Consider the following 21,843-nt stretch of genomic DNA (forward strand, 5'->3'; position numbering starts at 1 on the left):
GGTTTTTGGGGCGAATTTTGCGTTTTACGGGAAGTTGACAGGGACAGTTCGTAGGATCTCAACCGAACCGTGACCATCGGCTGGAATTCTGGCACGACTGTTGACACTGCGCTGAAACGGAGATGGACCCGTGCTTACGTCCCAGGCGTGGCGCCGCCTCGCCCACAAGACCTCCGCCTTGGGATTGATGGGCACACTCGCCGTCTCCGTCGGCTCGGTGGTCGGCCTGTCCTTCCCCGCCGAAGCGGCGGCCCCGAAGGTGTTCAGTTACACCTGTCAGGGAACCCTTCTGGCGGCTGCCAGCCAGTCGATCAGCGTAAATCTGACCGGCCCTGACTCGGCGGCGGCAGGTCAGACCTTCGACGTGACGGTGAACATCCCCGCGTTGACGCTCGCCGCTGCTCCGACCGCAGCAACGACTCTGCAGGTCAACGCGGCACTGACGCCGTCGGTGGGTTCGATCCAGGATCCGGGAGCGAAGACGGGGGCCGCCGTCACCACCAGCACGTCGGTGCCGGCCAAGGAAGTCACTTACAAGGTCTCAGTGCCCGCGGGCACCACAGGCAAGGTTTCGGTGAAGCCGGGACAGTTGTTGCTGCACCTGGCCTCAAGTGTGAACACGTCGGCCACCTGCACGACAACCAGCACCGAGAGCCTGGAAGTCCCCATCGGGACCGGTGGTGGCGGCACGGGGACCAGCGACCTCGTCGACTACGAGTGCGCCGGTCCTGGCGCCGCGGACTACCAGGACGTCCAGATCAAGGTCGAGATGACGATGCCGACCGCTGCCAAGGTGAATGACCCCTTCGCCATCAAGTGGAAGGGAACCTACACCGCGGGTAAGGAGCTGAAGGCTCCGACCACGGGCGAGACGATCAGTGCGAAGATCTTCGCCTATGCCGTTTTGACCGGGATCACCAATTTGACCTCCGCCACCGGAGAGGGCACCACCGGCACGATCACCGCCGGACAGACCATCCCTCTTCCGACCCTTGCTTTCGACGTCAAGGCCACAGCCAGCACTGCGGGTACGGTCACGGTGAAGCCCGGCAAGGTCAACTTCGGGTCCAACACCACGACGGGCACGCAGCCGGCGATCGAATGCACCGTCCAGAACGAGGCAGCGCTCAAGAGCTACACCTTCCAGGTGACCGCAGGCACAGGAACGAACCCGACGCCGACGCCCACGCCGACGCCCACGCCGACCCCCTCTCCTACGCCGACGCCCACCCCCAAGCCCACCAAGACCAGCACCGCGACCGTGACCGTCACCCCGCCCGACAAGTCGAAGACCCCCAAGGCCGGGGCCGACACCGGGGCCGGGGGTATGGCGGGGCCTGACGGGCGGCTGTTCGTCCTCACCGGCACCGTCCTGATCGCGGCCGCGGCGGCCGGTGGGCTGGTGCTGCGCCGGCGTACCGCGGGCAGGGGCTGAGCGGCGTGGCCGGGCAGTATCCCTACGGTGGCCCGCCGCCGCGGGACAGGGGGAGTGCCGCGCTCAGGACCGTGCTGATCGGCGCGGCCATCGCCGGGGTCGTCACGGTCGTGGCGGGCATGCTGATCGTGCTGCAGTCGCCCGAGGAGTACGGCATGGACAGGGACGCCCTGCCCGTGGCGGTGCAGACGCAGGCGTCGGGGCAGCCGCAGCAGGCGTTGTTCCAGGCGCCGCCGGACCAGCCGCCGCCGCTGCCGCAGATCGTGCCGGCGCCGCCGATGCTGCCCTCGACGCCGGTCCGGATCGTGATCAAGCGGCTCGGGATCAACGCGCCGATCAAGTCCGTGGGGCTGGCCAAGGACGGGGCGATCGAGGTGCCGCCGTCCGACAACCCCAACCTGGCCGGCTGGTACCGGAACATGTCCACGCCCGGCGAGGCGGGCCCGGCGGTGCTGCTCGGGCACAAGGACACCCGGACGCGCAGCGCCGTGTTCAGCCGCCTCGGCGAGCTGAAGAACGGCGACACCATCGAGGTCAGACGCCAGGACAAGACGACCGCCGTGTTCACGGTCGGCGGCGTGGAGCAGGCGAGCAAGAAGACGTTCCCGACCGAGCGCGTCTACGGGGGCAGGGAGAACGCCCAGCTCCACCTCATCACCTGTGGTGGGACCTACGATCGCACCATCGGGCACTACAACGACAACATCATCGTCTACGCGACGATGACGAGCTCCTATCGAAGCTGATTCGCGGAGGCGGGCATGGGCTGGATGGCGAAGCGGAGACTGCGTACTGGCCCGACGGCGGCATTGCCCGTCAAACCGGATACCGCCGAGCTGCTGCGGATCGTCCGGCTGGCCGATCCGGACGCACGACCCGACGGTGACGACATCGTGGCGGCCGACGTGCGGGTGTGCGCGCCGGTCGAGGCCGACAGCGAGCTGACCGGCGGGGTGCTGGAGAAGGTGTGGGCCTGCCGGGTCACCGCCGAGGGGCCGCTGCCGTTCGACTTCTTCGACCGCTACCTGGCCGAGGGGCTGGCCTTCCGGCTCAAGGGGCTCGCGGTGTGCCGGGGCGAGGTGAGCGATCCGGCTGACGGTGAGGGGGGCGGTCCCGCCGTCATCCTGCCGGTACGCCCGTCCGCCGAGGACCTGGCGCCCCTGCTTGAGCAGGGGGAGGACGAGTTCACGTACACGTCGGGCGACATCCGGGCCGCGCTGGTCCCGCAGAAGGGGCAGCCGCCGGCGGTGGGGGAGCTGCTGCCGTTCGCCACCGAGCTGACCGCGATCGAGCTGCGCGGCGACGAGCCCGTCAAGCTCGGAGGTCTGGCTCTGGAGCTGGCAGAATCGCTGAACGGGCTGGTCGTGGACCGGTGGCGGTTCAGGGTCGACGCCGCGGAGGACCTTCTGCCCCCGGAGTGACGAGCCACAGAACGTCGTTCTGTTGTAGTCTCTCCCTAATAACCGAATAATGCTCGGTTTCCAGGAGGCACTGTGGCAGAGGCGTACATCGTCGGAGCGGTCCGTACCCCGGTCGGCAAGAAGAAGGGCGGTCTGTCCACCGTCCATCCCACCGACCTGGCCGCCCACACGCTGAAGGCGCTCATCGACCGCACCGGCGTCGATCCGGCGGCGGTCGAGGACGTCATCATGGGGTGTGTCATGCAGTTCGGCCCCCAGAGCATGGACATCGCGCGAAATGCCTGGTTGTCGGCGGGGCTGCCCGAGACGACGGCCGGCGTCACGATCGACCGGCAGTGCGGCTCGTCCCAGCAGTCCATCCACTTCGCCGCCCAGGGCGTCCTGTCGGGCACCCAGGACCTGGTGGTGGCCGCGGGCGTGGAGTCGATGAGCATCGTCCCGATGGGCGCGTCGATCACCGCCGCGCTGGAGAAGGGCATGCCGTTCCCGTTCGGCGACAAGTGGGTCGAGCGCTACGGCAAGCAGGAGATCTCCCAGTTCCGCGGCGCCGAGCTGATGTGCGAGAAGTGGGGACTCCAGCGTGACGTGCTGGAGCAGTTCGCCTACGAGTCCCACCAGCGCGCCGCCAAGGCCGTCGCGAACGGCTACTTCAAGGACCAGATCGCCCCGATCAACGGCGTCGAGGACGACGAGGGCCCCCGGCCCGACACCACGCTGGAGAAGATGGCCGGGCTCAAGACCCTGAAGGAGGGCGGCCAGATCACCGCGGCCACCTCCTCGCAGATCTCCGACGGCTCCGGAGCCGTGCTGATCGCCTCCGAGCAGGCCGTGCGCGAGCACAACCTGACCCCGCGCGCCCGCATCCACCAGCTCGCGCTCATGGGCGACGACCCGGTGTACATGCTGACCGCGCCGATCCCGGCCACCCGGCGGGCCCTGAAGAAGGCGGGCATGTCGATCGACGAGATCGACGTCGTGGAGATCAACGAGGCGTTCGCCCCGGTGCCGCTGGCCTGGATCAAGGAGCTGGACGCCGACCCGGCCAAGGTCAACCCCAACGGCGGCGCCATCGCGCTCGGCCACCCGCTGGGCGGCACGGGAGCGATCCTGATGACCAAGCTCCTGCACGAGCTGGAGCGCACGGGCGGCCGCTACGGCCTGCAGGCGATGTGCGAGGGCGGCGGCCAGGCCAACGTCACCATCATCGAGCGGCTCTAGGAGAACCGGTCCAGGAAAGGGTGAGCGCCGCCTCCCGGGCGTAAGAGGGGAGGCGGCGCTCGCTAACTACCATCCCGGTAGTTGTCTAGCGGCCCTTGGACGGGATGATCCGCCGGGGCGAAACGACCGGTCGCTGCGGCATCTTGGGCAGTTGCCGGGGCGGCACGGGCGTGGCGGTCTTCTTCCTGGCTGAACGAACTCGCATGTGAAGCTCCTTTACGCGGACTCAGGACGCGGCTCCGGAAAGGGCCGGGCGTCGGCGAGCACAGCGTGGCCGCGTCTGTCGGACGATGGACTGAGGTGGCTGCTGTCACAGGTAAAGGCGCATGACCGACAAGCTACGGCGTGTCCGTGACGGCGGGCAACTGAATTAACCGGCCGCCGCGAGCTGCTGTTCGAAGCCCGTCACCATGGCCCGCAGGCCCGCGTCGAACCACTGGTCGTAGAAGCGCAGGGCATCCGCGTCGTGGGTCTCGGCGGTCGAGCCGACCTGGGCCAGGGCGTGGCCGAGCACGTAGACGCCCACCGACTGCACCGCGTTGACGGTGTCGGCGGTGGGCACGCCCACCGCCTCGAAGCGGGCCAGGAGGCCGGAGATCAGCTCGGTGGCGAGCCGTACGTCCACGGGGTGGGTGGCCAGCAGCGGGACGGCGCGCGGGTGGGCGAGCAGGAAGCGGCGGTAGGCCACGGCGAACCCGGCCAGCGCCCGCGGCCAGTCGGAGACCGGCGTGTAACCGGCCATGGCCTCGGCGAACAGCCGGTCGACGACCAGGGCCACGAGCGCGTCCCGGTTGGGTACGTGGCGGTAGAGCGACATGGCCGCCACCCCGAGGTCGGCGCCCAGGCGGCGCATGGTCAGCGCGTCGGGGCCCTCGGCGTCGAGGATGCCGACGGCCGCGGCCACGATGCGCTCGACGCTGAGCACGGCCGGTCGCCCCGCCCGCCTGGGTGCCTGAGTCATGCGGTCAGCGTAACGACGATCGTGGTCGCCAGCATGAGCAGGGACAGCACGCCCACCACCATGTGCTGGACGTCGATGACCACGGCACGGCCCGCGGTCGGCAGGACCTTCCAGGTGCGGCTGTACTCGCGCCGGTAGAGCTCGCGCTGCTCGTCCGTGGCCGTGCCGAAGTAGGGCAGCCACCAGCTCCGTACGTGACCGGCCATGACCAGGAGGCACAGAACCGTCGCGGCGGCGAGCGACCACGTCCGGTGCAGCGCGACGCCGGCCGCGATGAGCAGCGGGAACGGGTAGTTGATCGCGGTGGCCAGGGCCCGCCCCTTGACGTTCGCTCCGCTGAGGTCGTTGAGCGGGAACATGGGCACCCAGTCGATGAGGACGAGCCAGGCGAGCCATACGAGCGGGACGGCGACGGCGACCGCGGTCATCGGGATCTCCTCGAAGTTGCTTACTTGGTAAGCTTACACAGTACACAAATTCGGACGACGGCGGTCACGAGCCCTGCGAGGGCCGCGGCGAGCAGGGTGATCGACAACGACGCCGGGAAGTAGGTGAGCTGCTCCCAGGTCACGTACCGGCCGTTGAGCAGCACGGAGACCCAGTTCGGGTAGAACGCGAACACCAGGACCGGCAGCAGCACCGGCACCAGCCGCAGGGCGATCCGCCACCACGGCTTCCCCGACCGCCGGTTCGCCCACCGCCGCGCCCGCAGCACGCCCATGACCCCGAGGCCGGCCGCCACGACGGCGAGCAGGCCCAGCACCAGGTCGTAGAGCTGCCGGTCGCCGCCCAGGGCCGCCGGCGCGCGGCCCTCGCTCATCGCGGCCAGGCCCCGCATGATGTCGTAGGTGGGGTCGTAGAGCGAGGCGCCGTTGGTCATGACGGCGAAGCCGTAGCCGGTCTTCGGCGAGACGGCCTCGACGGCGTTGTAGGTGAACAGGTTGCCGGAGTGCACGAGCAGTCCGGACTCCTCCTCCAGGCCCCAGCCCATGCCGTAGCCCTGCAGGCCGGGCTTGTGCATGGTCTCCAGGCTCTGCTTCTTGACCAGCGGGCGGCCGGCGCCGTTCTGGGCGATCAGCCACTTGCCCATGTCCGCGGCAGTGGTGATGACCGCGCCCGAGCCGCTGCCGTCCAGGAACCCGGACGCCTCCGGCCGGGGCAGCCACATGCCGTAGACCGAGACGAAACCGTCCGCCGGCCGGACGGCCTGGGCGCTCACGGCGCTGCCGGTCATGCCGAGCGGGCCGAAGACGCGGTCCTTCATGAAGGCGTCGAAGGGCCGGCCGCTCGCGGTCTCGACCAGCCGGGCGGCCAGGTCGTAGTTGACGTTGCAGTACGCGTACCGGCTGCCCGGGTCGGCGGCCAGGCGGCCCTCGGCCAGGCGGGCGGTGTAGTCGGCCAGCGAGCCGGCGGACTCCAGGTCGCCGATGTCCAGCGAGCTGTCGGACAGCCCGGAGGTCTGGTTCAGCAACTGGCGCACAGTGATCTTGGCATGGCGCGGGTCGGCCATCCGGAAACCGGGAAGCTGCCCGGCCACCGGCTCATCCAGTGCAATCTTCCCCTGCTCCACCAGGGTCATCACGGCCAGCGCGGTGAACGACTTGCTCACCGAGGCCACCCGCATCGGCGTGGCCGCGGTGATCGCACGCCCTTCGGAATCCTTGCCGTACCCGGTGGCGTGCACGACCTTGTCGCCGTGGGTCACCACGACGGACAGGCCGGGCACGCCGGTGGCCTCCAGCGCCTCGCGCAGGTAGGAGTCCACGGCGGCGGGGGTCGGCTCGACGGGGGCCGAGGCAAAGGCCGGGGCGGAAGCGGGGGTGAGGGTCAGGGCCGCGGCCAGCCCGGCGAGGGCGATCTTCAAGCTCATGCAGGCAAACGTACGGAGAACGCCCCCACCTCCGAATCTGCCGACGGTCCAGTGGTACCCCCGACGAAAGTCAGGTCTCCATGGGGGACGGCAGCCGCTCCGGCACCGTGTCGTGCACCTGCTGGAAGATCACCGAGGTGCGGAAGCCGACGATCTCCTTGCGCTTGCTGAGCCGGTCGAGCAGGAAGGAGTGGAGGTGGTCGAGGTCCTGGACCGCGACGTGCAGCAGGAAGTCGTCGCCGCCGGCCAGCACGAACACGCTCAGCACCTCGGGCAGCTCGGCGGCCGACTGCTTGAAGGCGTTGATCACGGCCCGGCTCAGCGGGCGGACCTGGACCGAGACCATCGCCTGCGTGCTCCGGTTGAGCGCGGCGGGGTCGATGTCGGCGTGGTAGCCGCGGATCACGCCGCGCCGGGTGAGCGCCCTGACCCGTTCCAGGCAGGTCGAGGGGGCGATGCCGAGCCGGCGGGCCAGTTCCCGGTTGGACTGCCGCGCATCCGTTTGGAGCAGGCGGATGATCGCCGAATCAAGTTCGTCCATGACGCGATTCTGCACTCTTCTCCGATCGAACGTTCGGTGGAGCGGGGGCGGGGCCGAACGATCGGGCTACTTTCACGTGCGTGACTGAACAGGGCCGGATGGGTGCGGGGCAGGGCGTGGCGTTGCTGGTGGGCGCGGTGCTGGGGCCGGGGATGCTGGTGCTGCCGCAGCTCGCCGCCGCGGCGGCGGGGCCGGCCTCCGTGCTGGCCTGGGCGGGGCTGCTCGCGCTGAGCGTGCCGGTGGCGCTGACGTTCGCGGCGCTCGGCGTCCGGTATCCCGACGGGGGCGGGGTGGCGAGCTTCGCGGGGCTGGCCTTCGGGCCGCGGGCCGCCGCCGTGGTCGGCTGGTGGTTCTACGGGGCCGTGCCGGTCGGGACCGTGGCGGGCGCCCTCGTGGGCGGCCGGTACGTCGAGGCGTGCCTGGGCGTGGACGGCACCCTGGCCGGCGTGCTGATCCTGGCCGCGGCGTTCGCCGCCAACGTCGCCGGGCTGCGTACCGCGGGGCGGTTGCAGCTCGCCTCCGTCGCGCTGCTCGTCGCCCTGCTGGCCGTTGCCGTGGTCACCGCCGCCCCGCGGGCCGACCTCGACCGCTTCACCCCCTTCGCCCCGCACGGGCTCGCCGGGGTGGCCGGCGCGGCCGGGGTGCTCATGTTCGCCTTCGTGGGCTGGGAGGCGGCCAGCCACCTGTCGGCCGAGTTCGCCGCCGGGAGGCGCGGGCTGACCAGGGCCACCGTGGTCACCCTCGTCGTGGTCGGCGGGTTGTACCTGGGCGTCAGCATCACCTCGGTCGGCGTGCTCGGCGCGGACATGCCGGGCGTGCCGCTGAGCGCGCTGCTGGAGGCCGGCCTCGGGGGAGTGGCGCGGCCGGTGACCGGGGTGCTGGCGGTGCTGCTGACGTTCGGGGCGGTCAACACGTACCTGGCGGGGGCGGCGCGGCTGGGGGTGGCGCTGGCCAGGGACGGGGCCATGCCCGCCTGGCTGGCCGGGGGACGGGGGCCGTACCGGAGCCTGGGGGCGCTGGCCGTGCTGACGGTGCCCGTCGTGGTGTGGGCGGTGGATCTGGACCTGCTGATGCGGGCCACCTCGGCGTGCCTGGCGGCCGTCACGGCGGCGGGCGTGGCGGCGGCGGTCCGGGTGCTGCCCGCCGGGCGGCTGCGGGTCACCGCCGTCGTGGCGACCGGGATGTCGGCGGTCGCGCTGGCGTGCTGCGGGGCCTTCCTGGCGGTGCCGGCCGTGCTGGCCGCCGTCGCGCTGGGCGTGCTTAAAGCCGTCAGGCGGGCAGTACTCCCAGCACATGACGGCGCACCGTCGGGAGGGTGCCATGAGTGAGCAGACCAAGTACGCGGAGAGCAGGCAGGTCGGCGAGCAGGCCAGGGAGCGCGAATGGACGCGGCCCAGCTTCGCCAAGCAGCTGTTCCTCGGCGATCTCCGGCTGGATCTGGTGCATCCGGCGCCCAGGCCGCCGGACGAGGCCGCCAGGCGGGGCGAGGAGTTCGTCCGGGCGGTACGGCGCTACCTGGAGGACCACGTCGACCCGGCCCTCATCGAGCGCACCGCGCAGGTGCCCGACGAGGTGGTCAAGGGCCTGGCCGCCCTCGGGGCGTTCGGCATCACGATCGGCGAGGAGTACGGCGGCCTCGGCCTGCCCTACCTGTACTACTGCCGCACCCTCACGCTGGTCGGCTCCTACTGCCCCGCGCTGGCCACGCTGCTGTCGGCGCACCAGTCGATCGGTGTGCCGCAGCCGCTCAAGCAGTTCGGCACCGAGGAGCAGAAACGGGAGTTCCTGCCCCGCTGCGCGGCCGGCGAGATCTCGGCCTTCCTGCTCACCGAGCCCGACGTGGGCTCGGACCCCGCGCGGCTGTCCACGACCGCCGTGCGCGACGGCGACGACTACGTGCTGAACGGGGTCAAGCTCTGGACGACGAACGGCGTCGTCGCCGACCTGCTCGTGGTCATGGCCAGGACCGGCAAGAAGATCAGCGCCTTCGTGGTCGAGGGGGACAGTCCGGGCATCACGGTCAGGCGGCGTAACAGCTTCATGGGCCTGCGCGGCATCGAGAACGGCGTCACCGAGTTCTCCCAGGTCAGAGTTCCGGCAAGGAACCTGATCGGGCAGGAGGGCCAAGGGCTGCGGATCGCGCTCACCACGCTCAACACCGGCCGCCTGTCCCTTCCGGCGACCTGCGCGGGCAACGCCAAGTGGGCCCTGAAGATCGCCCGTGAGTGGGGGAACGCCCGCGAGCAGTGGGGCCGCAAGGTGGGCCGGCACGAGGCCGTGGCGACCAAGATCGCCTTCATCGCGGCCACCGCGTACGCCCTGGACGCCGTCAGCGAGCTCACCGCCCGCCTGGCCGACGACCGGCGCAACGACATCAGGATCGAGGCCGCCCTCGCCAAGCTGTACGCCACCGAGATGTCCTACCGGTCGCTGGACGAACTGGTCCAGATCAGAGGCGGACGCGGCTACGAGACCGCCGAGTCGCTGGCCGCCCGCGGCGAGCGCGGCGTGCCCGCCGAGCAGATGCTGCGCGACTCCCGCATCAACCGCATCTTCGAGGGCTCCTCCGAGATCATGCACCTGATGATCACCCGCGAGGCCGTGGACGCCCACCTGACCGCGGCCGGTGAGCTGATCAACCCCGAGGCGTCCCGCCAGGAACGTGCCCAGGCGCTCGGCCGGGCGAGCCGCTTCTACGCCGGCTGGCTGCCGACTCTCATGGCCGGCTCGGGCAACCTGCCCACGGCCTACACCGCCTTCGGCCCGCTGGCCCAGCATCTGCGGTTCGTGGAGCGGACCAGCAGGAAACTGGCCCGGTCCACCTTCTACGGCATGTCACGCTGGCAGGGCAGGCTGGAGCACAAGCAGTCCTTCCTCGGCCGGATCGTCGACATCGGGGCCGAGCTGTACGCCATGACGGCCGTCTGCCTGAAGGCCGAGGAGGACGCCGACGACCTCGGGCGCAGGCCGTACGAGCTGGCCGACACCTTCTGCCGGCAGGCCCGCCGCCGCGTCCGCACGCTCTTCGACGAGCTCTGGGACAACAGCGACGAACAGGACGTCCGCCTGGCCGGTTACGTGCTCGACAGCCGTTACGAGTTCCTGGAGGAGGGCATCCTCGACCCGTCCATCGAGGGGCCGTGGATCGGGACGCCGGACGGCGGGGAGAACGTGCGGAGAAAGATCCTGTGACGCGTGGTCTAGACCGGTTGTGAGCTTTCTCTGCCCTGAGTGTTTTCAAACCGATACCAGCCGGTATAGACCGGCTGCTGAACACAGGCTTACTCTGGCGCAAACGCGTTGAGCTGTGGCTCTCGCACCCCTCATCCCCTTGGACGGGGTCAGGTAGCTGGTACGGACCAGCCACCCGTCCGACGAGAAGGCGGTATCACCAGTGAACATGAAGCTTGTGGGCGGCGCCGCTCTCGGCCTTGCCACGATGCTGGTCCTGTCCAGCTGCGGCTCCGACGGCGGTTCGGGTGGCGGCGGGAACAACACCCAGGCCTCCGGCGGCGGCCAGGTCACCCTCAAGATGGTCGCCGCCGACTACGGCGACGGCCCCGGCAAGCCGAACTCGGGCGAGACGTTCTGGAAGGGCGTCGTGGACGAGTTCCAGGCCGCCAACCCGAACATCAAGGTCGACGTCCAGGTCATCAACTGGAACGACATCGACAAGCAGGTCGCCACCATGGTCCAGAACGGCCAGGTGCCCGACATCCTGCAGACCGGCGACTACTCCGGCTTCGTCAAGGACGGCCTGCTCTACAAGGTCGACGAGGTCGTGTCCCCGGCCGTGTCCGGCGACCTGCTGCAGAAGTTCGCCGACTTCGGCAAGGTGGACGGCGCCGCGTACGGCCTCCCGTTCGTCTCCTCCGCCCGCGCGCTGTTCTACAACAAGGACCTGTTCACCAAGGCCGGCATCGCCGAGCCGCCCAAGACCTGGGACGAGCTCAAGGCCGACGCCGAGAAGCTGAAGAAGGCCGGCGTGAGCCAGCCGTTCGGCCTCCCGCTGGGCCAGGAGGAGGCCCAGGGCGAGTCGTTCCTGTGGATGCTGGGCAACGGCGGCGGCTACAAGGACGCCTCCGGCAAGTGGGCCATCAACTCCCCGCAGAACGTCGAGACCTTCACCTACATGAAGGGCCTGGTCGACGCCGGCCTCACCACCCCGAACCCGGGCACCAAGGACCGTAAGACGGTCTGGGAGGACTTCGGCGCGGGCAAGGTCGGCATGGTCAACGGCGGACCGATGTCCATCCCGATCTTCGACGCGGCCGGCCTGAAGAACTACGGCGTCGCGGCGATCCCCGGCAAGTCCGGCCCGCTCGACACCACCCTCGGCGTCATGGACTGGATCATGGCGTTCAACAAGAACGGCCACGCCGCCGAGATCAAGAAGTTCTTCGACTTCTTCTACACCGGCAACGCCGCCCAGAAGATCTCCGACACCTACAAGCTGCTGCCCGTCACCAACGGCGGCATCCAGAAGCTGTCCGGCGACGAGAAGCTCAAGCCGTTCCTCGACGCGCTGCCCAACGCCAGCTTCTACCCGTTCCAGGACCCGAAGTGGGCCGAGGTGAACCCGGCGATCAAGCAGACCATCGGCGGCGCCGTCAAGGACGACCCGGCCAAGGTCCTCGGCGAGCTGCAGAAGACCGCCGAAGCCAGCTGATCCAGCGGGGGTCTGTGGAGCCGGCGCGCGGGTCGCGTCCCCGCGCCGGCTCCACCGTCATGGAAGGTTCCTCATGAGAAGGTTGCGCGCCCTCGAACCCCTGGCCTGGATCGGGCCGGCCGTGGTGCTGATCGCGCTGGTCGTGCTCTGGCCCGTGATCGAGATGATCCGGTCGTCGTTCCTCAAGATCAGCCGGTTCGGAGTGGTCCAGGGAGACAACTTCCCGGACAACTACACGAAGCTGTTCGGCGAGAAGGACTTCGCCGACATCATGATCCGCAGCGTGGTCTGGGTGGTCGCGGTCGTCGCGCTCACCGTGCTGATCTCGCTCGCCCTCGCCCAGCTGTTCAACCAGCGCTTCCCCGGCCGCAAGATCGCTCGCTGGGCGCTCATCGCGCCCTGGGCGGCCTCGGTGCTGATGACGGCGATCATCTTCAAGTGGATGCTCGACCCCGAGGTCGGGGTGATCAACCAGATCAGGGTGAAGCTGGGGCTCATCGACGCGATGGGCGGCGCCTCCGCCGACCAGCTCGGCGACGCCTCCAGCGCGATGCCGTGGCTGGTGTTCGTGGCGGTCTTCGTCTCCGTGCCGTTCACGACGTACGCGCTGCTGGCCGGGCTGGCGACCATCCCCGCCGACGTCTACGAGGCAGCCAAGATGGACGGCGCCACCAAACTCCGGACGTACTGGTCGATCACGCTGCCGCTGCTGCGCCCCGCGCTCACCGTGGCCGCGCTGATCAACGTCATGAACGTCTTCAACAGCTTCCCGATCATCTGGGCGATGACCCACGGCCAGCCGGGCTACTCGACGGCCACCTCGACCATCCTCATGTTCATCCTCAAGAACTCGAACATCGGTGAGTCGGCCGCGATGTCCGTCGTGAACTTCGGCATGGTCATCGTGCTGACCGCGATCTTCCTGAAGGTGTCGCGCTGGAACAAGGAGGTGGCGTGATGGCCGTGCAGACCATGTCCAAGGCCGGTCCGCGCCACCAGCCCGGTCATCGCGGGCGGGCGCAGCGCCGCCTGCCCAGGGTCAAGACCGTCATCGTGGCGGCCGCGGCGTACATCGTCGCGTTCGTCTTCCTGTTCCCGTACCTCGTCATGCTGCTGACCTCGCTGCGGTCGCAGGAGTCGCTGCGCGAGGTGACGTTCTGGCCCGACGAGTGGGTGTGGTCGAACCTCGCCAACTTCTGGACCAGCGGCCTGGCCGGGAACCTGTGGGTGACGCTCAAGGTCGCCGGCGGCTCGACGATCCTGGTGCTGCTCGTGGCGCTGCCGGCCGCGTACTACTCGGCCCGGCACAAGTTCCGGGGGCGCACGGCGTTCCTGATCCTGGTGCTGATCACCCAGATGTTCCAGCCCACGGCCATGCTCGTCGGCATCTACCGCGAGTTCTACCAGTTCGGCCTGGTGGACTCGATCTGGTCGCTGATCCTGGTCAACGGCGGGTTCAACCTGGCGTTCGCGGTGTGGATCCTGAACGCCTACTTCGCCTCGATCCCGCGTGAGCTGGAGGAGGCCGCCTTCATCGACGGCAACGGCCGCTTCGGCGCGCTGTTCCGGATCACGCTGCCGCTGGCCATGCCGGGCGTGATCACCGCACTGATCTTCACGTTCATCGCGGCGTGGAACGAGTTCGTGGTCGCCCTGACCCTGACCACGACCCCGGCGAACCAGCCGCTCACGGTCGCGCTGAACTCGTTCATCGGCCAGTACCAGGTGGACTGGCAGAACCTCTTCGCGGGCTCGGTGATCGCCACCATCCCGGTGATCATCCTGTTCGCGCTGATCGAGCGGAAGGTCGTCGGCGGACTGACCGCCGGCTCGATCAAGTAGAAAACGTCCGGCCGCCACCAACCCACCGGGTGGCGGCCGGGCTCACTTTCCGCGGGCCTGTTTCTGCGGCTTACTTCTGGGGGCCTACTTCTGCGGGCCTACTTCTGCGGGACGCGGGCCACGCAGAACACCGTCTGGCCGAACGGCGGACGGATGAACCGCTCGATCAGCCGCGTGGCCGGGACCACGGTGCGGTCGTAGATCTTGACCAGGCGCGGGTCGGGGTAGCCGACGCCGCCCCGCCGGACCGCCGCCCACCAGGCGATGCCGCCCAGGAAGTTGATCGGCTTGAGCACGTCGATGTCGAGCCCCGCCTTGGAGACCGTCGCGCGCAGGGTCTTGGGCGTGTAGCGCTGGACGTGACCGACCTTGCGGTCGAAGTCTCCGTAAAGCTGCATGTAGCCGGGCACCCAGATGATGATCCGGCCGCCGGGCAGCGTGACGCGGGCCAGCGAGCGCAGCGCCTCGGCGTCGTCCTCGATGTGCTCCAGCACGTTCATCATGACGACGGTGTCGACCTTGTCCTTCAGCGGGATGTCGGTCGGCAGGCCGAACTGCAGGACGTCGATGTCGTCGCGGCCCTCGAAGCGCTTGCCGAGCTGCTCGACGCAGTAGGGGTCGAAGTCGCTGACGACCAGGCGGTCGAGCCGCGGCAGGAACTGCTCGGCGAAGTGGCCCAGCCCGGAGCCGATCTCCAGCATCGAGCGGCCGACGTGCGGGGCGACCATGTCGAACTCGTACTGCCGATAGTTCTTGGCCTCGTCCCCACCCAGGTGGTTCTCCAGGGCCTCGTCACCGGCCGCCGGTTGCACTACACGGTCATACCCAGAAGACATAGTCCCGTTCCTTTGAGGGGCAGACGGATTGCACGAGTCTAATGCCCCCGAGGATGACCTGATGCGTGAAACGCCCTTCCCCGCGCCCGGCCGGATGCGATGGAATGCGACACGCCATGGACGACGACGAGGCGATCGCCCGCTCCCTCGACGGTGACCTGGGGGCCTACGAGGCCTTGGTCGCCAGGTACAGCGCGCTCGCCCATCGCACCGCCGCCATGCTCGGCGCGGGCGACGAGGCCGAGGACGTCGTGCAGGAGGCGTTCGTCAAGGCTTTCCGTCATCTGTCCGGGTTCCGGAGGGACGCGCCCTTCCGTCCCTGGTTGCTGCGGATCGTGGCCAACGAGACGCACAACCTGACCCGGGCCCGCGGGCGCCGCTCCGACCTGGCCGTACGGCTCACCGCCGCCGCCGATCCCGCGGCCCCCGACGACCCGGCGGGCGCGGCCGTCGCCACCGACCGGCGGGCCCGGCTGCTGGAGGCCGTACGCGGCCTGCCCGAACGGGAACGCCAGGCGGTCGTGTGCCGGTACTTCCTGCAACTGTCGGAGGCGGAGACGGCCCAGGTGCTCGGCTGGCCGGTCGGTACCGTCAAGTCCAGCACCCATCGGGGGCTGGCCCGGCTGAGGGAGGAGGTGGGCGGTGAGCTCGCATGACCCCTTCGACGACCTGGAAGCCGAACTGACCGCCCTCGGCGACCTCCTCGACACCCCGTCCCCGCCCCCGCCCGACGTCGCCGCCGCGGTCCGCGCCCGGCTGGAGACCCCGTCGCCGCCTCCGTCCGACGCCGCCGCCGTCCGTGCCCGCCTGGAGACCCAGCCCCAGGACAGCGTGCGGCGCGTACGGCGGGCCAGGTGGAAGGTCGTGGCGGCCGTCGTGCTGGCCGTCATCGCCGTCACGGCCGCCACCCCCCAGGGCCGCGCCGCCGTGGCCCGGGTCCTCCGCTTCGCCGGCATCGAACTGCAACTGGCCGACACACCCCCCACACCGGTACGGACCACCGCGAACCTCCCCGGTGAGCGCCCGGTCGCCCCCGACGGCCTGCCCGCTCTGGTGAAGTTCCCGATCAGAACCCCGTCAGAGCTCGGCGCCCCCGACCACGCCACCATCGCCGACCAGGGCCGCGTCGTGTCGATGTTCTGGCCGGACGGCGTCCGGCTCGACCAGTTCCAGGGCGGCGTGGACCCGTTCTTCTTCAAGCAGCTCGGCCCGCCCTGGCCCGACTACGTCCAGGTGGCCGGCACCTCGGCCTGGTGGATCCCCGGCGAGCACCCGCTCGGCTACATCCGCCGCCAGGACGGCACCGAGGTCCCCCTGCGCCAGGCCGCCCCCACCCTCGTCTGGCAGCGCGACACGCTCACCTACCGCCTGGAGGGCGCCGGGACCAAGGAGAGGGCGGTGAAGATCGCCGAGTCACTCCGGTGAGCCGGTCAGCCAGTCGTCCACGCCCTTGAGCAGCTCCTTGCGCACGGTCTCCGGCGCGGTCGAGGACCGGATCGACTGCCGCGCCAGCTCGGCGACCTCGGCGTCGGAGAACTCGTAGACCTCCCTGGCCAGCTCGTACTGCCGCAACAGCCGCGTGCCGAACAGCAGCGGGTCGTCGGCGCCCAGCGCGATCGGCACCCCGGCGTCGAACAGCCGCCGCAGCGGCACGTCGGCCGCCCGCTCGGCCACGCCCAGCCCCACGTTGGACGTCGGGCACACCTCACAGCAGATCTGCCGGTCGGCCAGCCGCTGCATCAGCCACGGGTCCTCGGCCGCCCGGACGCCATGCCCGACCCGGTCGGCGCCCAGGTCGTCGATGCACTGGGCCACGCTGCGCGGCCCGAGCAGCTCGCCGCCGTGCGGCACGGCCAGCAGCCCGCCGCGCTTGGCGATGCGGAAGGCCCGCTCGAACTCGCGCGCCTCGCCGCGCCGCTCGTCGTTGGACAGGCCGAAGCCCACCACGCCCTTGTCGGCGTATTGGGTGGCGAGCCTGGCCAGGGTGTTCGCGTCGAGCGGATGCCTGGTCCGGTTGGCCGCCACGACCACCGGCATGTGGACCCCGGCGTGCTCGGCGGCCTGCCGCGCCGCGTCGAGCATCAGCTCCAGCGTCGCCGTGAGCCCGCCGAACCGCGCCGCGAACCCGGACGGGTCCACCTGGATCTCCAGCCACCGGGAACCGGCCGCCGCCTCGTCCTCCGCGGTCTCGCGCAGCAGCCGGTAGACGTGCTCGGGACGGCTGAGCACCGACCTGGCGATGTCGTACAGCCGCTGGAACCTGAACCAGCCGCGCTCGTCGGTGGCCCGCAGCCGCGGCGGCCAGTCCTGCTCCAGCGCGTCGGGCAGGTGCAGCCCCTGCTCCCTGGCCAGCTCGATCAGCGTCGAGTGCCGCATGGAGCCGGTGAAGTGCAGGTGGAGATGGGCTTTGGGCAGCGTGTGCAGGGGCCGGTGCATTTCCATATTTTGCCACTGGCCCCAGGTGCGGATTCGCGTGTCGCGGAAGGCGACGGGTCCGGCATCGGCCTGGGATCGGCACGGGATCGGCACGGGATCGGCACGGCATCGGCACGGTAGAGGTCGCCCGGATCGGGGGATCAACCGTCCATGATCCCTGAGGGAGGCGGTGTCGCCGGGCAGGGCCGGCGCGCGCTGCTCGCCGGACTGGCGTTCGCGATGACGGCTCTCGTCATCTACGCCCTGTTCCAGTCGGGTTTCGGCCGTTCGCATCCGCCTTCGGCGGGTTCGTCGTACGTGCCGGCGCCGCCCCTGAAGGTGGCGCCCCGCCCCGGCGCCGCGGCGGCGGCCCCGCCCGAGCCCCTGTTCGCGGTCGTCTCCGACGACCTCTGGCTCACCTACCTGCCGCGCGGCCTGCGCCGCAGCGGCGGGGGAGCGGTCGCCCCCGACGGCGTCCGGGCCAGGTACGGCACCGCGGACCGTTACGTGGAGGCCCAGGTCGAGCACGGTACGGCGGCCGCGGACTGGGACACCTACCGCGCGCACCTCGACGTGCCGGACGCCCGCGAGACCACGGTCCGCGGCCGGCCCGCGATCGTCGGCCCGCACCCGCGCGGCGGCAGGATGATCGCCTGGCTGGAGCGCCCCGGGACGGGCGCCTGGATCCGGGTGAGCGACTCCCTCGCCGGCGAACTGCTGCCTATTGCCGCCTCGGCCCGTGGTCCTGTAGGAGACTAGGAGCCTTTTCCCTGGTTGATCCCACGAGTCATGGGGGGACGATGCGGCGTCCGGCAGCGGTGTTCATCACGTTCGCGCTGGCCGCCGGCACGGCAGGGTGCGGCGGCGACACGCCGCGGCCGCCCAGCGCCACCCCGCCGCCGGCCAGCGAGCAGGCGAGCGACCCGGCGGCCGGGAAGCCCGTCACGCTGGCCTGCGGATCGACCAGGCTCAAGGTCCCCGGCGCGCCGCCGCCGCTGGCCCGCTCGGGCAGCTTCGGCCGTCTGGACGCGCTCGCCAGGCGCCTCAAGGTCAGAGGCGTGACCTGGCGCGACGACGAGGGCGAGCTGCTGCGGGTGGGCGTGGTGTGCGGCGTGCGGACGGCCGAGCAGTTCGCCACACTGGTGGCCCGCTCGACCCTGACCGCCTACCGCGGCAAGCCGGCGCTGCGCTGGACGACCCGCGGCGGCCTGCGCAACTTCATGTGGCTGGAGAGCCCCGGTACGGCCGTCTACCTCGCCGCAACACCCGGCATGACCGCCCAGCTCCGCCAGACCGCCGCCGCCATCAGAGAAGGCGCCTCCTGAACCGCGAAGGCGTCTTCTGCGACCTTGTGGAACCGCCGAGGCGCCCGGCCGGGCCCGCGAAGGCCGGGCAGGGCGCCTTCCACGTCGCTCAGTGAGCCTCGGACAGCAGCTTGGCCATGCGGCTGACGCCCTCGACCAGATCGTCGTCACCGAGGGCGTAGGACAGCCGGAAGTAGCCCGGCGTGCCGAACGCCTCGCCCGGCACGACCGCCACCTCGGCCTCCTCCAGGATCAGCTCGGCCAGCTCCGCCGACGACCCGGGCCGCCGGCCGCGCAGCTCCTTGCCCAGCAGCTCCTTGACCGACGGGTACGCGTAGAACGCCCCCTTGGGTTCCGGGCAGAACACGCCCGGGATCTCGTTGAGCATCCGCACCATGGTCTGGCGCCGCCGGTCGAAGGCCGTACGCATCTCGGCCACGGCCGACAGGTCGCCGGACACCGCGGCGAGCGCGGCGATCTGCGACACGTTGGCCACGTTCGAGGTGGCGTGCGACTGCAGGTTGGTCGCCGCCTTGACCACGTCGGACGGCCCGATCAGCCAGCCCACCCGCCAGCCGGTCATCGCGTACGTCTTGGCCACGCCGTTGAGGATCACGACCCGGTCGCCCAGCTCGGGAACGGCCGTGGCGATGCTGGTGAACTCGGTGCCGCCGTAGACCAGGTGCTCGTAGATCTCGTCGGTGACCACCCACAGCCCGTGCTCGGCCGCCCACCGACCGATCGCCACGGTGTCCTCGCGCGAGTAGACCGCGCCCGTCGGGTTGGACGGCGAGACGAACAGCAGGACCTTCGTGCGCTCGGTGCGGGCCGCCTCAAGCTGCTCGACGCTCGCCAGGTAGCCCGTGGACTCGTCGGTCACCACGTCGACCTGGACGCCCCCGGCCAGCTTGATCGCCTCGGGGTAGGTCGTCCAGTAGGGGGCGACGACGATGACCTCGTCGCCCGGGTCGAGCAGCGTGGCGAACGCCTCGTAGACGGCCTGCTTGCCGCCGTTGGTGACGAGCACCTGGGACGGCTCGACGGAGTAGCCGGAGTCGCGCCGCGTCTTGTCGGCGATGGCCTTCTTCAGCTCGGGAAGGCCACCCGCCGGCGTGTACTTGTGGTTGCGCGGGTCGCGGGCCGCCTCGACCGCGGCCTCGACGATGTAGCCGGGCGTCGGGAAGTCGGGCTCGCCCGCGCCGAAGCCGATGACGGGGCGGCCGGCCGCCTTCATCGCCTTGGCCTTGGCGTCCACCGCGAGCGTGGCGGACTCGGAAATCGCGGAGATTCTTGCGGAGATACGGGGTCGCGTGGACATGCTCACCATGCTCCCACGCGGGCGTGACCTGGGCGATCAGGTTTGGGTTCGACGTACCGGGCAATCCCCCGTATGCTTTCGCCTGGTCCTTCCGCCGCATGTCGGCGAGCGGTTCGGTCCAGGCAGTGAGTCGATCAGGGTAGTGTGGTTGACGACATAGGGCACTGGCGCAATTGGTAGCGCACCGGTCTCCAAAACCGGCGGTTGGGGGTTCGAGTCCCTCGTGCCCTGCGAGTGCGGTCCGCGCAAATGGCGTGTAAGCGCGCCGCAGAACTGCGTTGGATACGACAGATTCAGGTGAGGACTGTGGCGATCGACACGCGCGGCGAGACCGCAGGCAAGCCCAGTGGCGAGAAGAAGACGCGCACTTCACCTGCCCTTTTTTATCGGCAGGTCGTCAACGAGCTTCGCAAGGTCATCTGGCCGACACGCAAGGATCTCATCACCTACACCACGGTCGTTCTGGTATTCGTTCTGATCATGGTGGCGATCGTCTATGGGCTTGACGCCGCTCTCGGCTGGGCCGTCCTCCGCGTCTTCGGCGGGGAGTGAGCCCGCCTAGCTCGACGCCGTGTGGTGTCGGCTGATGGCGACACCATTCGATTCGAGGAAATGAGGAAAGGTCACGTGTCCGAGTCTTCTGTTCCGGCCGAGGAGCCACGCGACGAGCGAGGCGACGACGAGCTGGGAGAGACCACCGACGAATGGGGCGACGAGCTGGGTGAGGCTCGCGACGAAGGCGTCGAGGCGGCTCTCCAGGAGGCCGACGAGACCGACGAGGTCGAAGAGTCGGAGGAGGCCCCCGCTGACGCGGAGGCCGAGCCCCTGCCTGAAGTCGACCCGGTCGAGGAGTTCAAGAGCTCGCTGCGCGGGCTCCCCGGCGAGTGGTACGTGATCCACTCCTACGCCGGCTACGAGAACCGCGTGAAGTCCAACATCGAGAGCCGCAACGTGTCGCTCAACATGGAGGACTACATCTACCAGGTCGAGGTGCCCACGCACACCGTCCAGGAGTTCAAGAGCGGCAAGAAGGTCCCGGTCAAGGAGCGCGTGCTGCCCGGCTACGTCCTGGTGCGCATGGAGCTGACCGACGAGTCCTGGGCCGCCGTGCGCAACACGCCCGGCGTGACCGGTTTCGTCGGCCTGTCCAACAAGCCGAGCCCGCTCAGCCTCGACGAGGTCGCCAAGCTGCTGGCGCCCGAGCCGACCGAGGAGAGCAAGAAGGCCACCGCCAAGGCGGCCAGCGGCCCCACGGTCGAGTTCGAGATCGGCGAGTCCGTCACGGTCATGGACGGCCCGTTCGCCACCCTTCCCGCCTCGGTCAGCGAGATCAGCCCCGAGTCGCAGAAGCTCAAGGTGCTCGTCTCGATCTTCGGTCGTGAGACCCCGGTCGAGCTCTCGTTCAACCAGGTCTCGAAGATCTAGGACGATCACCTACACTTAGACGTTCGGTCGGCCGCCTTTCGCGAAAGGTGGCCTTCCGACATGTCCGGGCGCATCCGCGTCCGGACGGCATCACGATCAGGACCCGGAGAAGGACTCATGCCTCCGAAGAAGAAGATCGCGGCGCTCGTCAAGGTCCAGCTCCCCGCTGGCCAGGCCACGCCCGCTCCGCCGGTCGGTACCGCCCTCGGTCCCCACGGCGTCAACATCATGGACTTCGTCAAGCAGTACAACGCTGCGACGGAGGCCCAGCGGGGCAACATCATCCCCGTTGAGATCACCATTTTCGAAGACCGCAGCTTCACCTTCATCACGAAGACGCCCCCGGCGCCCGAGCTGATCAAGAAGGCCCTGGGTCTCGACAAGGGCAGCGCCGTCCCCCACAAGGACAAGGTCGGCCGTCTGACGCGCGAGCAGCTGCGCAGCATCGCCGAGACCAAGATGCCCGACCTCAACGCCAACGACGTCGAGGCTGCTGAGAAGATCATCGCCGGCACCGCCCGGTCGATGGGCATCACGATCGCCGACTAAGACTTTTCCCAGATCCGTGGGAGGGCCGGGTCCCGGCCC

23 protein-coding genes and 1 tRNA gene are annotated in these 21,843 nt (G+C 69.9%); 17 read left to right on the forward strand and 7 right to left on the reverse strand.

Going from position 1 to position 21,843, the window contains the following annotated elements:
* Positions 1-130 precede the first annotated feature (130 nt).
* From ACIA8R_RS35745 to ACIA8R_RS35760, 4 genes are all read left to right on the forward strand, one after another.
* Positions 131-1,435 carry a hypothetical protein gene (locus tag ACIA8R_RS35745; protein WP_397042213.1) on the forward strand — a complete coding sequence of 435 codons (1,305 nt, stop codon included), beginning with the start codon at positions 131-133 and terminating at the stop codon, positions 1,433-1,435.
* Positions 1,436-1,506: 71 nt separating this feature from the next.
* Complete coding sequence (locus ACIA8R_RS35750; RefSeq protein ID WP_357708230.1) at positions 1,507-2,181, forward strand: class F sortase; 675 nt, start codon at positions 1,507-1,509, stop codon at positions 2,179-2,181.
* 24 nt (positions 2,182-2,205) lie between these two features.
* Complete coding sequence (locus ACIA8R_RS35755) at positions 2,206-2,856, forward strand: hypothetical protein (protein ID WP_364095917.1); 651 nt, start codon at positions 2,206-2,208, stop codon at positions 2,854-2,856.
* A 72-nt stretch (positions 2,857-2,928) separates the two neighbouring features.
* On the forward strand, positions 2,929-4,074 hold the full coding sequence (locus ACIA8R_RS35760; RefSeq protein WP_397042214.1) for an acetyl-CoA C-acetyltransferase: 1,146 nt from the start codon (positions 2,929-2,931) through the stop codon (positions 4,072-4,074).
* 370 nt (positions 4,075-4,444) lie between these two features.
* On the opposite strand, the gene ACIA8R_RS35765 is transcribed toward ACIA8R_RS35760, so the two are convergent.
* From ACIA8R_RS35765 to ACIA8R_RS35780, 4 genes are all read right to left on the reverse strand, one after another.
* Positions 4,445-5,035: a TetR/AcrR family transcriptional regulator gene (locus tag ACIA8R_RS35765; protein WP_397042215.1), complete on the reverse strand. Its 591-nt coding sequence runs from the start codon at positions 5,033-5,035 to the stop codon at positions 4,445-4,447.
* Entirely contained in the window at positions 5,032-5,463 is a 432-nt protein-coding gene (locus tag ACIA8R_RS35770; RefSeq protein ID WP_397042216.1) for a hypothetical protein, read from the reverse strand. The genes ACIA8R_RS35765 and ACIA8R_RS35770 overlap by 4 nt, the downstream gene beginning before the upstream one ends.
* Positions 5,464-5,483: 20 nt before the next feature.
* Positions 5,484-6,905, reverse strand: a complete 1,422-nt coding sequence (locus ACIA8R_RS35775; protein WP_397042217.1) for a serine hydrolase domain-containing protein — start codon at positions 6,903-6,905, stop codon at positions 5,484-5,486.
* A 70-nt stretch (positions 6,906-6,975) separates the two neighbouring features.
* Positions 6,976-7,446, reverse strand: coding sequence for an Lrp/AsnC family transcriptional regulator (locus ACIA8R_RS35780; protein WP_397042218.1), 471 nt, complete (start codon positions 7,444-7,446; stop codon positions 6,976-6,978).
* Positions 7,447-7,526: 80 nt separating this feature from the next.
* Between ACIA8R_RS35780 and ACIA8R_RS35785 the strand changes: the two genes are divergently transcribed.
* The 5 genes from ACIA8R_RS35785 to ACIA8R_RS35805 all read left to right on the forward strand — a co-directional run bounded on the left by ACIA8R_RS35785 (position 7,527) and on the right by ACIA8R_RS35805 (position 13,957).
* Complete coding sequence (locus tag ACIA8R_RS35785; RefSeq protein ID WP_364095899.1) at positions 7,527-8,774, forward strand: amino acid permease; 1,248 nt, start codon at positions 7,527-7,529, stop codon at positions 8,772-8,774.
* Positions 8,767-10,638: an acyl-CoA dehydrogenase family protein gene (locus ACIA8R_RS35790; protein WP_397042219.1), complete on the forward strand. Its 1,872-nt coding sequence runs from the start codon at positions 8,767-8,769 to the stop codon at positions 10,636-10,638. Before ACIA8R_RS35785 ends, ACIA8R_RS35790 begins: the two co-directional genes overlap by 8 nt.
* A gap of 208 nt (positions 10,639-10,846) precedes the next feature.
* Entirely contained in the window at positions 10,847-12,115 is a 1,269-nt protein-coding gene (locus ACIA8R_RS35795; RefSeq protein WP_357708241.1) for an extracellular solute-binding protein, read from the forward strand.
* A gap of 73 nt (positions 12,116-12,188) precedes the next feature.
* Positions 12,189-13,073, forward strand: a complete 885-nt coding sequence (locus ACIA8R_RS35800; protein ID WP_357708243.1) for a sugar ABC transporter permease — start codon at positions 12,189-12,191, stop codon at positions 13,071-13,073.
* The gene (locus tag ACIA8R_RS35805) at positions 13,073-13,957 is read left to right on the forward strand and encodes a carbohydrate ABC transporter permease (RefSeq protein ID WP_397042239.1); all 885 of its coding nucleotides are present in this window, start codon (positions 13,073-13,075) and stop codon (positions 13,955-13,957) included. The genes ACIA8R_RS35800 and ACIA8R_RS35805 overlap by 1 nt, the downstream gene beginning before the upstream one ends.
* A gap of 98 nt (positions 13,958-14,055) precedes the next feature.
* Here ACIA8R_RS35805 and ACIA8R_RS35810 read toward each other — a convergent pair whose 3' ends face one another.
* The gene (locus ACIA8R_RS35810; protein ID WP_357708244.1) at positions 14,056-14,793 is read right to left on the reverse strand and encodes a methyltransferase domain-containing protein; all 738 of its coding nucleotides are present in this window, start codon (positions 14,791-14,793) and stop codon (positions 14,056-14,058) included.
* 116 nt (positions 14,794-14,909) lie between these two features.
* Here ACIA8R_RS35810 and ACIA8R_RS35815 point away from each other — a divergent pair, with 116 nt between their 5' ends.
* Positions 14,910-15,449, forward strand: a complete 540-nt coding sequence (locus tag ACIA8R_RS35815) for an RNA polymerase sigma factor (protein ID WP_357708245.1) — start codon at positions 14,910-14,912, stop codon at positions 15,447-15,449.
* Positions 15,436-16,218 carry a hypothetical protein gene (locus tag ACIA8R_RS35820; RefSeq protein ID WP_397042220.1) on the forward strand — a complete coding sequence of 261 codons (783 nt, stop codon included), beginning with the start codon at positions 15,436-15,438 and terminating at the stop codon, positions 16,216-16,218. Before ACIA8R_RS35815 ends, ACIA8R_RS35820 begins: the two co-directional genes overlap by 14 nt.
* Here the strand turns inward: ACIA8R_RS35820 and ACIA8R_RS35825 are convergent.
* Positions 16,207-17,229 (reverse strand): adenosine deaminase, encoded by a 1,023-nt coding sequence (locus ACIA8R_RS35825; protein ID WP_357708247.1) that lies wholly within the window; start codon positions 17,227-17,229, stop codon positions 16,207-16,209. The two genes, ACIA8R_RS35820 and ACIA8R_RS35825, sit on opposite strands and share 12 nt — an antisense overlap.
* A 150-nt stretch (positions 17,230-17,379) precedes the next feature.
* Between ACIA8R_RS35825 and ACIA8R_RS35830 the strand changes: the two genes are divergently transcribed.
* Both ACIA8R_RS35830 and ACIA8R_RS35835 read left to right on the forward strand, forming a co-directional pair.
* Positions 17,380-17,967, forward strand: coding sequence for a hypothetical protein (locus ACIA8R_RS35830; RefSeq protein WP_357708248.1), 588 nt, complete (start codon positions 17,380-17,382; stop codon positions 17,965-17,967).
* A 41-nt stretch (positions 17,968-18,008) separates the two neighbouring features.
* Positions 18,009-18,533, forward strand: coding sequence for a hypothetical protein (locus ACIA8R_RS35835; protein ID WP_364095883.1), 525 nt, complete (start codon positions 18,009-18,011; stop codon positions 18,531-18,533).
* A gap of 88 nt (positions 18,534-18,621) precedes the next feature.
* Here the strand turns inward: ACIA8R_RS35835 and ACIA8R_RS35840 are convergent, their stop codons facing one another.
* On the reverse strand, positions 18,622-19,830 hold the full coding sequence (locus ACIA8R_RS35840; RefSeq protein ID WP_357708252.1) for a pyridoxal phosphate-dependent aminotransferase: 1,209 nt from the start codon (positions 19,828-19,830) through the stop codon (positions 18,622-18,624).
* A gap of 158 nt (positions 19,831-19,988) precedes the next feature.
* Between ACIA8R_RS35840 and ACIA8R_RS35845 the strand changes: the two genes are divergently transcribed.
* From ACIA8R_RS35845 to rplK, 4 genes are all read left to right on the forward strand, one after another.
* A tRNA-Trp gene (locus tag ACIA8R_RS35845) sits at positions 19,989-20,061 on the forward strand.
* A gap of 75 nt (positions 20,062-20,136) precedes the next feature.
* The gene (secE, locus tag ACIA8R_RS35850) at positions 20,137-20,382 is read left to right on the forward strand and encodes a preprotein translocase subunit SecE (RefSeq protein ID WP_125642950.1); all 246 of its coding nucleotides are present in this window, start codon (positions 20,137-20,139) and stop codon (positions 20,380-20,382) included.
* Positions 20,383-20,442: 60 nt separating this feature from the next.
* On the forward strand, positions 20,443-21,255 hold the full coding sequence (nusG, locus tag ACIA8R_RS35855; RefSeq protein ID WP_397042221.1) for a transcription termination/antitermination protein NusG: 813 nt from the start codon (positions 20,443-20,445) through the stop codon (positions 21,253-21,255).
* A gap of 117 nt (positions 21,256-21,372) precedes the next feature.
* Positions 21,373-21,804, forward strand: a complete 432-nt coding sequence (gene rplK, locus ACIA8R_RS35860; protein ID WP_357708255.1) for a 50S ribosomal protein L11 — start codon at positions 21,373-21,375, stop codon at positions 21,802-21,804.
* Positions 21,805-21,843: the final 39 nt, after the last annotated feature.

The organism is Nonomuraea sp. NPDC051191 (assembly GCF_044455665.1).
Taxonomy (GTDB): domain Bacteria; phylum Actinomycetota; class Actinomycetes; order Streptosporangiales; family Streptosporangiaceae; genus Nonomuraea.